8 protein-coding genes are annotated in these 14,894 nt (G+C 54.0%); 4 read left to right on the plus strand and 4 right to left on the minus strand.

Features of this window, described 5'->3' with window-relative positions; genetic code table 11:
- Window positions 1-233 precede the first annotated feature (233 nt).
- Window positions 234-1,628 carry a GntP family permease gene (locus RAE09_RS06825; protein ID WP_316981284.1) on the plus strand — a complete coding sequence of 465 codons (1,395 nt, stop codon included), beginning with the start codon at window positions 234-236 and terminating at the stop codon, window positions 1,626-1,628.
- On the opposite strand, the gene RAE09_RS06830 is transcribed toward RAE09_RS06825, so the two are convergent.
- Window positions 1,625-2,134: a gluconokinase gene (locus RAE09_RS06830; RefSeq protein WP_316981285.1), complete on the minus strand. Its 510-nt coding sequence runs from the start codon at window positions 2,132-2,134 to the stop codon at window positions 1,625-1,627. The two genes, RAE09_RS06825 and RAE09_RS06830, sit on opposite strands and share 4 nt — an antisense overlap.
- A 204-nt stretch (window positions 2,135-2,338) precedes the next feature.
- Between RAE09_RS06830 and RAE09_RS06835 the strand changes: the two genes are divergently transcribed.
- Window positions 2,339-3,622: a hypothetical protein gene (locus tag RAE09_RS06835; protein ID WP_316981286.1), complete on the plus strand. Its 1,284-nt coding sequence runs from the start codon at window positions 2,339-2,341 to the stop codon at window positions 3,620-3,622.
- A 279-nt stretch (window positions 3,623-3,901) separates the two neighbouring features.
- Here RAE09_RS06835 and uriH read toward each other — a convergent pair whose 3' ends face one another.
- Entirely contained in the window at window positions 3,902-4,843 is a 942-nt protein-coding gene (gene uriH, locus RAE09_RS06840; protein ID WP_316981287.1) for a uridine-preferring nucleoside hydrolase UriH, read from the minus strand.
- 9 nt (window positions 4,844-4,852) lie between these two features.
- Entirely contained in the window at window positions 4,853-6,277 is a 1,425-nt protein-coding gene (uriT, locus tag RAE09_RS06845) for a uridine transporter UriT (protein ID WP_316981288.1), read from the minus strand.
- Between the two features lie 811 nt (window positions 6,278-7,088).
- Here uriT and RAE09_RS06850 point away from each other — a divergent pair.
- Together RAE09_RS06850 and RAE09_RS06855 are read left to right on the plus strand one after the other, a co-directional pair.
- The gene (locus RAE09_RS06850; protein ID WP_316981289.1) at window positions 7,089-8,639 is read left to right on the plus strand and encodes an alkaline phosphatase D family protein; all 1,551 of its coding nucleotides are present in this window, start codon (window positions 7,089-7,091) and stop codon (window positions 8,637-8,639) included.
- 21 nt (window positions 8,640-8,660) lie between these two features.
- On the plus strand, window positions 8,661-9,566 hold the full coding sequence (locus tag RAE09_RS06855; RefSeq protein ID WP_316981290.1) for a polysaccharide lyase family protein: 906 nt from the start codon (window positions 8,661-8,663) through the stop codon (window positions 9,564-9,566).
- A 67-nt stretch (window positions 9,567-9,633) separates the two neighbouring features.
- On the opposite strand, the gene RAE09_RS06860 is transcribed toward RAE09_RS06855, so the two are convergent.
- Window positions 9,634-14,826, minus strand: a complete 5,193-nt coding sequence (locus tag RAE09_RS06860) for an AAA domain-containing protein (RefSeq protein WP_316981291.1) — start codon at window positions 14,824-14,826, stop codon at window positions 9,634-9,636.
- Between the last annotated feature and the right edge of the window lie 68 nt (window positions 14,827-14,894).

The raw sequence follows: 14,894 nt of genomic DNA on the forward strand, positions 1-14,894 counted from the left end.
CAAACCACGCAAAGCACTCAACTGGCGCACCCCAGCCGAAGTCATGACCAACGCCCTCACACAAACCGGTAGCATCAAACCAAACTAACCATCATCGTTGCAACGACCCCTAGAATCCGCCCATCGGGGGTGTCGGCTGGGTCGCATTTGGAGGAAGGGGAGGCGTCGGCAAGCGGGGCGGCTGCTAACGTTTCCGTTATTCAAAGGTTTGCATTAGAAAAGGAGCCCGCTTTATGGATACGTGGGAACCCACCCTGTCGACCGGCCCGCTGCTAGGCATTGCGGTGGCCGCCATTGCCGTGATTTTGGTACTGGTCATCTATTTCAAGCTCCACGCTTTTCTCACCCTGCTGGTGGTTTCGGCGCTCACGGCGCTGGCCGCGGGCATTCCACTCGAGGGCATTGTGCCCACCATGACCGAAAGCTTTAGTTCCACTCTGGGCTCGGTGGCGTTGCTGGTGGGACTGGGCGCCATGATTGGTCGGTTGGTGGAAGCCTCCGGTGGCGCTAAATCGCTTGCCGACGCCATGGTTCACCGTTTCGGCGAGTCCAAAGCACCCCTTGCCCTCGGCCTGGCTTCGCTAATTATGGGCTTTCCCATCTTCTTCGACGCCGGCCTGATTGTGATGCTGCCGGTGATCTTCGCCGTTGCTCGCCGTTTGGACGGTCCCGTCCTTGCCTTTGGTCTGCCGGCCGCCGGTGCGTTTTCTGTCATGCACGTGTACCTGCCGCCGCACCCAGGCCCTGTGGCGGCGAGCGAGTTCTACGGCGCTGACCTTGGCCTCGTCCTCCTCGTTGGCCTGCTGCTTGCGCTGCCTACCTGGTATATTTCCGGCTACCGCTTCGGCCTGCTTTCCGGCAAGAAATTCCCGCTGAAGGTTACTGATGCCATCGCGGGTCCCCTCCTTGCCGAAGACGAGCAACCCCATAAACCCGCCTCTGCCCCAACGGTGATTTCCCTCCTGCTCATCCCGATGGTGCTCATCTTCTTCAACACCGGACTCAATGCTTTGGCCTCCTATGGCACCATTGACGCCGACTCCGCGTGGGTGCGGTTCTTTGTCATGCTGGGCCAGACCCCGATCGCGCTGCTCATCACCGTGCTCATTGCACTCGTGGTCCTGGGCCTGCGCCGCGGCGTGGACAAGACCGCGCTGGAAAAGCTCATCGATTCCTCGCTTGGCCCCATATGTTCCGTCGTGCTCATCACCGGTGCCGGCGGTATGTTCGGCGGCGTTCTGCGTACCTCCGGCATTGGCGACGCCCTGGCCGATTCGCTTTCCGGCCTCGGCATCCCCGTCATCCTTGCCTGCTACCTCATCGCCGTGGCGCTGCGCTTAGCCCAAGGTTCGGCCACCGTGGCGCTCACTACAGCCGCAGCTCTTATGGTCCCGGCCGTGGAAGCCGGCGGCTTCAACGAGCTCCAACTCGCCCTCATCGTCGTGGCCACCGCCGCCGGTTCCGTCTTCGGCTCTCACGTCAACGACTCCGGCTTCTGGCTCGTCGGCCGCCTGATGGGCATGGATACGGTCACCACCCTGAAGACCTGGACGGTCAACCAAATTCTGATTTCCATCATCGGCTTTGCCCTGGTCTTGGTGCTCTACGCAGTAGCAGCGCTCTTTTAGGCCCCAGCCTTTATCCAGGCAGCTGCCTCCTGGGCAATCTCCTCGACTGGCCGCGTCACATCAAAGACGCGGCCAGTTTCGTCTTCTTCCAGCGGCTCCAAGGTATCGAACTGCGACTGCAAGAGCGATGCTGGCATAAAGTGCCCCGGCCGGTGCTGCATCCGCTCATGCAGCACATCAAAGTCGCCGTGCACGTGAACGAACACCACGGCTGGACAGTACTCGCGAATCAAATCCCGGTACTTGCGCTTCAGCGCGCTGCAGCCCACCATCGCACCTTCTGGCCTATCCGCCAGCCACTGACCAATCTGCTTCAACCACGGCTCCCGGTCCGCATCATTGAGCGGTATTCCAGCAGCCATCTTGTCGATATTGGCCTGCGGATGCATATCATCGCCATCGCGGTACTCCAGACCTACCAACGGCGACAGCGCCTCCCCCACCGTTGTCTTTCCCGAGCCGGATACTCCCATGACGACGATGTGGCGGAAACAGTGCTGGTTCATGGGGGCTCCTTGGGTTGGGGTTCTTACAGTTAATTGTAGGCACGCACTACCGAGTTAAATGGCATTCGTTTCGCCGAACTCCTCAGCGCTTAACTGTTCTTCGTTCAACGCTCTGTGAAGTCTGAAGGCATCATTTACCATCATTCCTGCAGACCTTTGATGGTGAATACCCCATCTTATTCCCTACGATTTTGAGGACCCCCTATGACAGACAGTTCTACTAGCAACGGCTCTCCTATCAAGGAAGCAGCATCCAAAATTTACGAAGCCTGGGATAATAACCTGAAATTTCCAAAGGACCATTCCACCTATAAAGACCTTATCGAAAGGCTTGAAACGGATAACCCTACAAGTGAGGATGAACCTACAAGAAAAGAACTAGAACTAGCGCTCATTCACCATGGGGATTGGGCCAATTGGAGCGACAGCCAGAGAAAAACTGCCTCGGGGTACGTAAACGGATACTGGAAAAATTTCAACGAAAAGTCACCCCTATTCCCCAATGTTCCCCAGCCGTTCATGGGTGATCTGTACAATCCCAAAGTCGTTGTCGTTACTTTCAATCCAGGCTTTCATGAATTCGTCGACTGGGTACTAGGCGGTCCATACGAAGACGAAGAATCTATGTGGAGTGCCATTTCGAATAAATCCAAGGAAAAGCTCCAAGCTTTCTTCATACGCATGGGATACTTTATGGCCGATAAGCTTGACCTTGCAGCAGTTAATGCCCAATGCGAAAGGGCCAAGCACTCTTGGATTGCCGAACAAGACAAACTACTTTTTGCACTTAAAAGTGACGGAAAACGCGTCTTCACTCCTTGGAAGAAGGAACAATCTAAAAATGGTCTAGCTGGGAATTGCGATTTCCTACTTCCTTCCCCACTAAACCTACATGGAGACAAGGCGCTGCCATGGGGAGGAGGCAACTGGCATTGTGACTATTTTGCAAAAGTTAAGGGCAACGACAACCATGTGAGAAATTACGTTCACCCAGAACCATCTAGTAAATCCGACGGCATCACCCAAGTAGAATTGTTCGCCTATCAATCTCCGATGGGGGCAGACGTGGAAGAGCTTGCACCCGATTCTTTGAAGCAATGCGACCACGACCCGACACCTTGGGAAATCCCCGAAGATCACTTGATTCCTTCTCAAGTTCCAATATTCAACTATCTTGTAGCCGTACTTTCGCAAGTCCGATCCGAATTTGATTCAAGTGCTAGCAACCGCACGGTAGTTATTGCTCGCGAATCTGCCGCAAAGACCGCCATGTTCAGGCAAGCCGTACTGAAAGCGGGAGGAAATGACTCGGCTGCTTTAAAGGACCATGTTTACCAGTTCATTGGTGAAAGCTCGCATCTGACATTGAAGAAGCTTAAAACACTCAACGGGGAGAAATTAGTTTCAGTTTCTAAACCGACAAAGGTTCAATTCCAAGACGCGGCATTTCGTCTTCTCGGTAGTGATGCACAAAGGATAAATCATTAAGAACCAACGAGCGTTTCAGATGATCTCAAGGACTCTCTATCCGTCAGCGTTCGACTTTCAAGGTTCATTCCTCAGGTCGACCTCGACCCTCTGAAAATATTTAGCCAACAGGTTTGTCCAAACCATCTGGTTGGACAATTGGCTCAATAATGCATGGAGTTAGAGATGGTACTCCGAGGAGTACAAAGCAGCCACGTTGTGGCCCCAACCTGGTGGTTCAGGAGCCATAACGTGGCTGAAAGTTGGGTTCCCGCGCGGCGGAAGCGAGAAAAAGGCGGCCTAGGCGAGGTTCTCGAGGGCGTCGGTGACGAGGCGCCAGAAACCGGCGTGGTCGAGGGTGGTGGCGACTTGGGTGTGGCAGGAGGCGTCGGCAGGCTCGCGCAGATCAGTAACGGTCATGCCGGTGGTCAGTGCGCCGGCGAGCTCGACGTGAACGGGGGCTTTGCGGGTCTGAACGATGTCAGGATCGATGAGGTAGGCGATGGTGCACGGGTCGTGGACCGGCGGGTTATCAAAGCCCTGGTTGGCCTGGTAGGCCTTGCGGAAGAAACCGAAGAGGCCCACGACGAACTCGGAGCCAGGAGTATTTAGAGCCTGGATCTCGGCTTCGACCTCTGGGGTGGCAAGCGCCTGGTGAGTGAGATCGAGGCCCACCATGGTGACAGGCCAAGGCTCTTCGAAGACAATGTGGGCGGCCTCAGGATCGATCTTGATATTGAACTCGGCAACCGGAGACCAATTGCCCTCGTGATAGCCACCGCCCATGAGGACGACTTCCTTGACGCGCTCGACGATGCGCGGCTCCTTGCGCGCGGCCATCGCGATATTGGTAAGCGGGCCGGTGGGCACCAGGGTGATGGTGCCGGGCTCATGGGACATGACAGTGTCGATGATGAAGTCGATAGCGTGGGCGTCGGCAAGCGCCGTGCTTGGCTCTGGAAGCTGGACGCCCTCGACGTCCATGCCGGTGGAGCCATGGATGGCCTCGGCGACCTCGACGGGGCGCACGAGCGGGCGATCGCAGCCTGCGTACACCGGAACCTCTGGGTGGCCGGCGATTTCCTTGACCACCAGGGCATTGTGGGAGACTTTATCCAAGGTCTGGTTACCGCCTACGGTGGTAATGCCCAGTAAGTCAATGGTGGGGTTGCCCAAAGCTAGAAGCAAGGCCACCGCGTCATCGTGGCCGGGGTCGCAGTCCAGAATGATTTTTCGCGTCATGCCACGAGCCTACTTTCGGGCGTTGACGGCCGCCACGGTGTCATCGATGGACTCCGGGCGAGGAATGAGAAAGGACAGGGCAAGGGCCGCAAGCAGAATAATGACGCCGGCGATCATGCCCGCGCGGTAGCCGTGCTCGAAGGAACCGGAAACCGCAAAGAGCACGGCAAAGGACAGACCCGCGCCGAGGTTGAAGGCGCCGGCGTTCATGCCTGGCAGGTAGCCCTGGTTATCGGCCGGCGAGAGCACAATACCCAGGCCGTTGAGCATGATATTGGCAATGCCGGCGTAGGTTACGCCCAAGAAAATGGAAACGAAGAGCAGGGTCCATGCATTCGGGGCGCCGACCACGAAGATGGAAATAATCAGGCCAACGACGGTGCCGATGAGTCCGGTTTGCAGGACGTACTTATAGCCCAGCTTGGAGGCCATCCAGCCGGCAATCGGGCCGAAGACCAGGCCGGCGAGGGCGTACGGGGTAAGGGTGACCCAAGAAATGGTGCTGGCGGAAATGCCGGCGCCGGCGTCCGGGTCCTGGCCGAGGTTCGGAATGAGGCCGTTCATTACGGCGAAGACGCCGGTCATAGTAAGCAACGTGGTAGAAAGCAGTGCCCAGGTGCGGCGCTGCTTGAGGTAAGCCACCGGAACGAGCGGATCGGCGACCTTCTTCTCCACATTCCAGAAAGCCCAGAAGCCGGCGGCACCGATAAGCAGAAGGATAATGACGAGGAACCAATTGGCCTCGGCAAGTTTGCCGGCCTCGTTGAATGCGGTGAGAACGCAGCCCAGCGCCACGGCCAGGGGCAGCACGCCCGCCCAGTCCATGCGCGGGGTTTCGGTGGCCGTGGATTCCTTGGTAAATGCCTGGACTGCTACTACCGCGATGGCACAGAGTACTGCCATGGTCCAAAAGACCGAGCGGTAGCCGAAGTTGCCGGCCAACCAGCCGCCGGCCAGGGCGTCCACGCCCGCGATACCACCGTTTACCGAGGTCACAATGCCCAGCAGCAGCGCATACTGCTTCTCATTGAGCACCTGCTGGCGCAACATGATGAGGCAGAGCGGGACGGTCGGCCCGGCCACGCCCTGGATGATGCGGCCGATAAGCAGCACGGCGACGTTGGGCGCGACGGCGGAAGCCACGCAGCCCAGCGCAGCAACCGCCATCATGCCAACGAGGACCTTCCTGCGCCCGATGAGGTCGCCCCAGCGTGGCAGGAATAGTGAAAATAGTGCCGCGGCCGTAAAGAAGGCAGTCTGTGTTAGGCCAATCTGTGCGGTGGTGGCACTCAGCTCCTCCTCCATCGTCGCCAAGGCGGGCGAGAGCATCGACGCATTGAGCTGGAAAGCAAACACCGCCGTAAGCAGTGCGAACATCAACGGAATATAGGAGCTGGGCTGGAGCTTTGGGGGCTCGGAGGTGGTGGAAGTCATGGCTTTAAATGTAGTTGATGAATCTTTCGCTCCATAGTGGGGAGCGTGGCTCAATTGCTTGGCGTTGCGCAGGAAACCCCCACTTAGCGCCACCAGCTATTTTCTCATTGTCTACTATCCATAGATTATGAAGATTCTCTCCTACATCGTCGCTGTCGCAACGGTGATACTTTCTTTAGCTTCCTGTTCCTCTCCGGAGTCACAGACGGAAGAAACGACGACGCCTAGCACCTCCAGCACAGCCAATAGTTCAACTATCAGCTCTAGTTCCACAAGCTCTGTCCCGGAAACGTCTTCTTCAGAGCCACAGCCGGCAGCGGAAGCTGAGCCTTCGCTTGCCGACGCTCCCCTAACGAACACTGCCGAATCCACCGCAGAACCCACCCTTACCGAGTGTGTCTATGGTGGTGGTAGCTGGACCACCAACGGCTTGTACAGCGATGGAACTATCCGCTGGGCTCAAGAATGTCAGAACCTCCACGACGAGCAGATGGCAAAGTACCCCTACCGGTGCCCGCAAACGGATCACTACGTCTCCGATCCATCTCAGTGCTCCTCACCTGTGGACAGCGGGACCGGTGGTTCCGATTATGATCCCAGCATCCCCGCGTACATGACTCGATCAGCTGAAGTTGAGCAGATGCGCGCTGAAAACCAGAAGTGGTGGTTTGACTGTCAGGCAGAACATTCGGCGGAGTTCTGTCTTGCGAATGATCCATGGGCTCAGTAGATTTCACGCTGATTTAACCAGCGATTCACCGCGGCTACTTAGGCTGGAAAAGTTCCTTTTAAACCCTCTGTGGAGCTTTGTATGTCTGATTCAAATAGTCGTTCCTCTTTTAATCGTCGAAATTTCCTGCAGATTGCTGGTGTTTCTGCAGCAGCAGTGGCTGCGGGAATTAATGCACCGGCCAAGGCGGGTGCACAGTCGAGTCTGAGTTCATGGGGTTCCTCGCAAGCTGGGGATCATCCACAGGATTCGGAGCTTTTTGGCCTAGGCGTAGCGGCGGGAACGCCGCGGCATGATTCGATGATCCTGTGGACCCGCCTGGCCCCAGAACCGCTGGCCGAGGATGGCCACGGTGGAATGACCGGCGGCGATGTCCGCGTGGGTTGGGAAGTTGCGACGGATGAGGTTTTTGGGGACGTCGTCAAGCAAGGCGAAGCCCTAGCTCAACGCGAACTGGCACACTCGGTGCACCCGCAGGTAACTGGACTAGAGCCTGCAACTGAGTATTTTTATCGCTTCCGCGTGGATGGCAAGGTGAGCCCAGTAGGTCGGTTTAAGACTCTGCCGGCACCAGGTGCAAAGGTGGATGATTTCACCTTCACCGTGGCTTCGTGTCAGGCGTGGTACCACGGCTATTTCACCCCGTGGAAGCATATTGCGCAGGAACCGGACCTAGATATGACAATTTTCGTGGGTGACTATATCTACGAATACGGCATTGTGGAAGGCGATAATCTCTGGCGCCAAGGCGCAAGCGTGCCCGATGTTTTCAAGGCAAAGGTGGAAACTCTGGAGCAGTATCGCCTGCGCTACTCGCTCTTTAAGTCCGATGAGCACCTGCAGGCCGCGCACGCACGCGCCGCGATGGCGATTGTGTGGGATGACCACGAAGTAGAAAATAACTACGCCGGTAATTGGTCCGAGATTGGCACCAAGGCCGAGCACTTCCTCTACCAGCGTGCGGCTGCTTACCGTGCCTTTTACGAGAACCTGCCTGTTGCCCCGCCCGCGCTTCCCGATGGCCCTAATAACCGCATCTATGATTCTTTCGACGTGGGCACGCTTATGCGTTTCAATCTGGTCGATACCCGCCAATACCGCGAAGAGGCCGCAGAAGATGCCAGCATCTTGGGCGCAGAGCAGGAGCAGTGGCTCAACGAAAAGCTCGCCACTTCCCCGGCACAGTGGAACGTCGTGGTCAACAGCGTGGTCGTCGTACCGATCGCCGATAGCACCGACCAATGGGACGGGTTCCCCGCGGCGCGCCGCCGTCTAATCGAATCTCTATCCAACGTCAGCGACCCGATTGTTTTCACCGGCGATATTCATCAGCACTGTGCTGCCGAAATCCAATCCGAATCCGGCCAGCCCGTAGGCGTTGAATTGGTTGCTACTTCCATTGCTTCCGATGGCGATGGCTTCGCCGGCTCCAAGAGCACCGAGTGGCTGGAAAAGCCGTATGTGAAGGCCATGGATAAACGCCGCGGCTACATCAAGGTGCGCGCTACCCATGAGCACCTCGATTCCGAATTCGTCGTGGTGCCTTGGATTGAGCGCGATGATACTGCCCCGCGTGAGACTGCTTTCTCCTTCCGCACCAATGCCGGCGAGCACACGCTGCGCTCCCTCTAAACCCCGAAAGGACAATTCATCATGGGACTTTTTAGCTCGCTTTCCTCTTCTTCCTCTCGCCGCGGTTCTTCCCGCAAGAACTCTTCTGACCAGGATTCCTCTACCCCAGCTCCTGGTGCGGTTGCTGCTCCGCCAGCCGCAACCGGTGTTCAGGCAGAACCGCAGCTCATGGAAAATTACGTCACCTGGGAGCCTGCCTCCTGGGACGTCGTTTTGGATCACTACCGCGTCATCGGCACTGATCCCAATGGTGTAGACGTGCTGCTGGGCAAGACCATCTTTCCCTTCTTCCGCCACTCCCGGCGCGATGTTGCCGGTGAAAAGTGGACTTATTACGTCAAGATGGTGGATGCTGCCGGTGCTGAGTCCTCTCCTTCTGGCAAGGCGACGTCTACCTCCCTGCCTTCGGTCACTGCAGGCACAGCGCTAGCTACGATTGGTTCCTTTGACCGAAAGGGCACGGAGTTTCAGTATTCCCCAAAGGATTACAAGAAGATCGTCACCGCGCACCCAGACCAGACAATCACTGTTGGACCGGATGCTAAGCCTGCCGACGTCCCCTATCTCCTCCCCGGCCCCGGCGATAAGTGGGCTGGCAGCAAGGCCTATACGCTGAAATGGACCGTCAACCTGAACCAACCCACTGCGAAAACTGCACTTGCCTTGTGGCTCATTGATACCACTAAGCTCGGCGGCATTCTCGACGTCACGATCAATGACTTTCATAAGCAAGTGGAGCTCCCACAGGGCGCAACGAAGGGTTCGCGCCAGGGCGATGCCAGCGGGGAGCCGACCTCGCTTCGCCCCGCAGCTATCGAGTTTGATCTTCCCGAGAACACTTTGAAGCAAGGTGAAAATCAGCTGGTCTTCACTCTGCGCGAAGGCGGTTGGCTAGCTTGGGATGCGCTGGGGATTTTTGCTAAATAGGGATTCTCATAGCTAGAGAACCTTTCAGCTAAGGAGACTTTTGGCGAAGGCAGATACCAATCTTCGATCAAGAACCCAAATTTTCCATGACCCATCGATAGTGCGGAAGAAGGGTGTTTTCTGTCTTCGTCGTGAGCTTCTTTAATCCTAGAAGTTCAAGTGTTGACCGCATCACAGTTTCGCGGTCGCGAATACCCGCGCGAAGATACCCTCTAGCGGTATGCATCCGCAGCTCTTCGTAGGGAACATCATGGATCAAACGCGACCCTAGGGTTCGTACCTCTACCCGGGGATGATCAGGAAGAAAGAATGTACTCTGACCCAGATCTTCTATGTCTGGTCTTTTCACCATCGCTATCGAACCATCTCGGACTAAGCGATTCAAAACTGGTATAAGGATCGTACGGACAGGCTTAGTAACACGAACGCCGCCACTGGATTTTACGTAACGAGAGAATAGGAAGTCGCCCAACATTGGGCCTTCAGCTCTCAAGATCTCAAGAAGTCCTTGAGCGACTTCAGCATCAGTTGCGATATTTGTCGCTACAGTCGTTCCTTCGAAAGCAGTATATTCAGCTGGGGCTTTAGTAAGCTCCGTACCGTGAAAAGAGAAGTCGAGATGTGTTTCTTCTCGAAGATCGCTGTTCTCAAAACCCTGCGTTAAAATCTCCGAGCCTTGTTCTGCCATCTCTAGATCATGCTTATCATGGGCTTCTCCAGATTCCGAAAGAGCATCTTCAAGGTCCTCTTCGGTTGAGAGGAAGGCCTCTACTCCACTTTGTACTTCAATGGGATTGTCTTCTGCATAGACGTCCTCGACAATCTCGACGTTGTCGGAAGTCTCAAAGGTTGGTGCATCTGCCTCGAATGGTTTGATACCCAATTCATCTAGCGCCACCCACACCTTTTGCATCTGTTCGTCCGAGTCTAGATAGAAATCAGATTCAAAAATTCGGACGAATGTCCAGCCGAGACGCTCCAGTTCGCGTTGCCGATGCTGATCCTGCAAAGCATTGCGATCACTGTGCCAATAGTCACCGTCACATTCAACTGCAAGCCGTCCTTGCGCGCCTTCAACGACGAGGTCAATGCGGTATCCAAACTCTTCGAATTGCGGAATTACCTTGAATCCCTTTTCGATGATTCTGTTATAGACCCTTTGCTCAAATAGCGAATCAAAGGGCTCAACCCGTTCATCGTTCGGAACTACTACACATTCTGTTTTCTCTGGCTGCTTCTCCGCAACGCTGTAGGCATACTGCAACAACTTGGCACGAATATCGACTGGGTTCAATTCCTCGAAACCAATAGAATGGAACAACCAAACTTGGTCTTTCGCGCGACTAACTGCAACGTTATAACGCTGCAGGTATTCTTTCTTAGTCAACGTTGACGTGCGTTCACCCGGCGTATACGGCTGGACCATCGAGAGGAATATGACATCTCGTTCAGCACCTTGAAAGTCAGCAGGGCTTCCAACCTTTAGCTCGCGCTCCTCCCACACCTCGGGGGAAACTTTTTCCAAAAGTCGTGCCTGGATATATTTCGCCTGGCCGGAAGTACTAAGTAGCGAAATGACGCCAATAGTCTTTCCTACGTATTGCGAATCACCCAAGACGGAAAGAAGACGTTCCACCAGGACATCTGCCTCGGCTGTATTAGTTCTTTTTGTCTTCGCTCCGGTAAAGAAAGCATTGGGAGTCTGAGTAATCTTGAACGGTGCAAGCCGGTCAGATTCAACTTCCCTCACTGGTTTAAGGGATATGTTTTCGGGCTCATAGATAAACTGGTTCGAGAACCCGATGATTTCCGGAACACAGCGCCTATGCTCTTCTAGCGTGATCCGTCCTCCATAGCGCATATTAGCTTCATCAAAGAGTGAGCGAGCGGGATCCGACCAAGAATCTATCTTGTCGAAGTCCCACAAATACTGCTGAGCTAGCTTTCCTATTTCTTCCAAGTCGTGGAAACTGGTTGGTGAAACCTGCTTGTCATCACCGATAACTACCATTCTCGGAGCCAAATACTGCAAGAAAATGGCATCGACACCCGACTGTGATGCCTCATCTACGATAACGACATCAAACATGTTTTCTTCCAAGTCGAACTGCTCAACGACCTTGTAGATCGGCATGATCCACACTGGAACCGCGGAACGACAAGCATCTAAGTGCTTACGCACATCTCGCTTACGTCGATCAGCATATTTTCCAGTTCCCTTTCCCAGGCGAGTAACTGCTTGGCTATACGCTACAAGACTCGATTGAGTTGCTGGATCGATTCGGTCTTTTCCTACAGCCTTAGACCAAGCTCGGGCAGCGGCGAGCTCCGCGATAGTCTTTGAAATTCTTTCATCGATAAATCGAACTGAACGCGAGATTTCCTGAGGATCCGCCTTTGTTCGGGCAGCGATTTTTTCTCCTGCCAATGCCCAGTACCGAGCTTCTTCGATATTTTGAACACGGTGTCGCCACAACCCGAAGTCATTGGAGTCCTTTAGTGCTTGGACAAGTAACGCAGACCAACCTTTCGCTTTTTGGGAAAGCTCATTGCGACGGCGAATTGCACCAGAATACGAGGCAGCAGACTGTGCTGCCTCAAGAGCAAGTTCATATTCAGAGGCATTTTGCTGGTCCAGCGCTGCTTCTAATCTGTCTATCCATTCCACGGCATCCGAATTCTGCTTAAAGTCGCGAATGGTTGCCATTCCCATGGAAATGAGGTTAGAAAATCGTGCAGCAGTGGCTTGGACTCCTGAAGCTTTTCGAAGCTTTTCAATTCGATTGGATAGCGGATTTAGCTCTCCTAAATCGGCCCTGAATCCAAAGTTTTCGATTCTTCCCAAGGCATATCCGAGCTGCTCGACTTGGGAAATTGATTCCGAGAATTTCTGAAGTTCGCCTCTCCAGAAGCCTAGCTTCTCCATAGGAGACAAATGCTCAGCCGGCCGTGAATACCTCCACGACTGTTGTAGTGAGTAGAGCGCCCATTCAAACTCCACATACTCTAGGTAAAGGTTCACTTCGGCCAAGCCGGTGGGCGGCATTCCGTTTATTCGAACTCCTTCAAAAAACGGTGCTGCTTCTTTGATTATTGGCTTTGTAAGTAGACCAGTCTTTGGAAGACCGTCCGCCTTCGTCTTAATTTGACCCCCATTCTGAAGGAAAGTCTGCACTGACCTCGCCAACGGTACGAAGGAATTAATTTGGCCGGAAATCTCAATGTGCCGGAGAGCAGCCAGGTTTCCACCTGACTGCTGGGCTCCATGAAAATCATTGGCAAGAGAATCTAGTTTATGTTTCCACTGCGCAAGATTTCCGTTCATTGAATCACGGAGTAGGTCGTCCATCCACGGTGCGGAAATTTGCTGAATTTTCGCCAATTGATTTATGGCTTGTTCGACTGATTGTTCAAGATCGACTCGGGATGACTCATCAAGATCGGCCCAAGCCGCCCGTTCACTAACCGGTGTCTCATTTTCGATCCAGAGGTTCACGGCCTCTTCACCAGCTTTGGCTTCGATTGCCTGCGTGAGCTCATCTACGGTGGGAATTGCACCGAAGTCGAAGGAATCTCCGGTGGAGCTCACTCCACCTTGAGCGAGCTCTGGGGAAGCCAAAAGTGAGAACCATTCGTCAATTTCCTGTGCGTCCAAAGGAAATGGCTGCTCAAGATCAGGAACCTGTAAAGCTTCGATCCACCCATAATCCTCTTTGCTGTCCACCCATTTCGCGACAGCTCGAGACATTTGCGTGTCGTAGCCTAATACACCAAGCGAAGCCTTCTCAGAGTCCATTAGCGAAGTCCAACGTCTCAACTCTGCGGTTCGCTCTTCACGGAGCTGATTTAGCCTCAGCTCCAGATCTCGGATCTTTCGAGAAGATGTTACCTCGTCATAATCACTTGACCGTCGGTTTATTGTATCGACGGCTACTTTCAATTCCGCTAAGTCAGACTGTCCAGAGCTAATCACGGAAACAGCAAGCTCACGAATCTCCTCAGGTAGCTTTCCTCGTAACTCGTATAAAGCACGATCCGCTTCTGCTGTTACTAGGACACGCTTGCCTTGAGCCAACAGATGAGAAAGCAAGGCAGCTGCCATGTGTGTTTTTCCAGTTCCCGGAGGGCCTTGGACGATGGTTTGAGGGTGAGAATCTACTCGATTCAAAACCTGCATTTGCTTCTCATTGAGCGGTAGCGGTGTGAAGACCTCTTCGTTTGATTCAAAAGTCGCACCCGGCTCATTCGATTTTGGCAGCTCCGCTTGCGAGTTGGGATCGATCAACGGCGCCAGCCCAGTCGGAATTTCCTCGGATTGTTCAATAGCTACCGCAATATCTTTGAGCGCAGTTGCAAAGCCTGTACGTTGGCGTTTACGCAAAATGATGGTTGGCTGCCATGCCAACACAGCTTTCTCCGAGGGAACTTGGCGCTGCCATTCGGAAGTGTATATCGCATTGGTATCTAACCCATTTGCAGTTACCGCGCCTAAATCTGCGAAGGTTTCAGGATCCAGGATGTCGCCTTCTATCGCGGCAACTTCTCCTTTTACATCGGTCAAAAACGTACTGTCATCCAACTTTTGTGCAGGAACGGGTTCCATTTCAACTTTCAGTGCCCCCTCTCCAAGCTCAAGATGGATATCGCCGGTCCTTTTATCCAAATCCATTGCCAAGTCGACTGAGAATAGCTGCCGGTCTACCTTTTCCTCTTCACTCACTTGCCAGGCAAGGTTTCCCAATCCCAGAATGAGTTCGAACTCGTCCGCTTGTTGGTTTGCACTCGTCTGGATTTCGAAGGCCTTTTGATACGCCAGAGCATATTTCTCAGCAACAGCCCAACGGCGCCACTGTTCCAGCCATCGTTGAAATTGCCCAGCTTGCTCGTCCGATATCTGAGTAGCAGTAACTAGCTGTGGCTCTTTGAGAGGATCATCAGTTGTTCCATCGACCAGATTTTCTATCCCACTAGGAAGATCTGGAAGATTAACCGGCTCGGGCTTTTTGAATACTGCAATTAGATTTGGGTTGGATCCATCATCAGCCAAGAATTTCTCATCTAATTGGAGGGCTTCTTGAATGTACCCGCCAAATTGAATGCGTCCTGACTCTTCTGCAACTTCCTTTAGACGTTCTAGCCGGAGCACTTTCCCGCCTTGCTTATCGTATTTTGCAGTAGAAAGAACGACTTCAGATTTTTTCTTCTGCATAGCGGACAAGAACATAAAAAGGCGCGATGCCTTATCAGCGTTTAACGGCACAGGTCTTACTCCATACGTGAGGAAAGAAAGTAGAAACAACTAATTTCCCATAGGGAACACTGATACCT

Source organism: Corynebacterium tuberculostearicum (assembly GCF_032821615.1).
Taxonomy (GTDB): Bacteria; Actinomycetota; Actinomycetes; order Mycobacteriales; family Mycobacteriaceae; genus Corynebacterium; species Corynebacterium tuberculostearicum_H.

Coding starts and splice junctions, on each gene's coding strand:
- RAE09_RS06825 (WP_316981284.1), top strand. CDS start 234: ATGGATACGTGGGAACCCACCCTGTCGACCGGCCCGCTGCTAGGCATT.
- RAE09_RS06830 (WP_316981285.1), bottom strand. CDS start 2,134: ATGAACCAGCACTGTTTCCGCCACATCGTCGTCATGGGAGTATCCGGC.
- RAE09_RS06835 (WP_316981286.1), top strand. CDS start 2,339: ATGACAGACAGTTCTACTAGCAACGGCTCTCCTATCAAGGAAGCAGCA.
- uriH (WP_316981287.1), bottom strand. CDS start 4,843: ATGACGCGAAAAATCATTCTGGACTGCGACCCCGGCCACGATGACGCG.
- uriT (WP_316981288.1), bottom strand. CDS start 6,277: ATGACTTCCACCACCTCCGAGCCCCCAAAGCTCCAGCCCAGCTCCTAT.
- RAE09_RS06850 (WP_316981289.1), top strand. CDS start 7,089: ATGTCTGATTCAAATAGTCGTTCCTCTTTTAATCGTCGAAATTTCCTG.
- RAE09_RS06855 (WP_316981290.1), top strand. CDS start 8,661: ATGGGACTTTTTAGCTCGCTTTCCTCTTCTTCCTCTCGCCGCGGTTCT.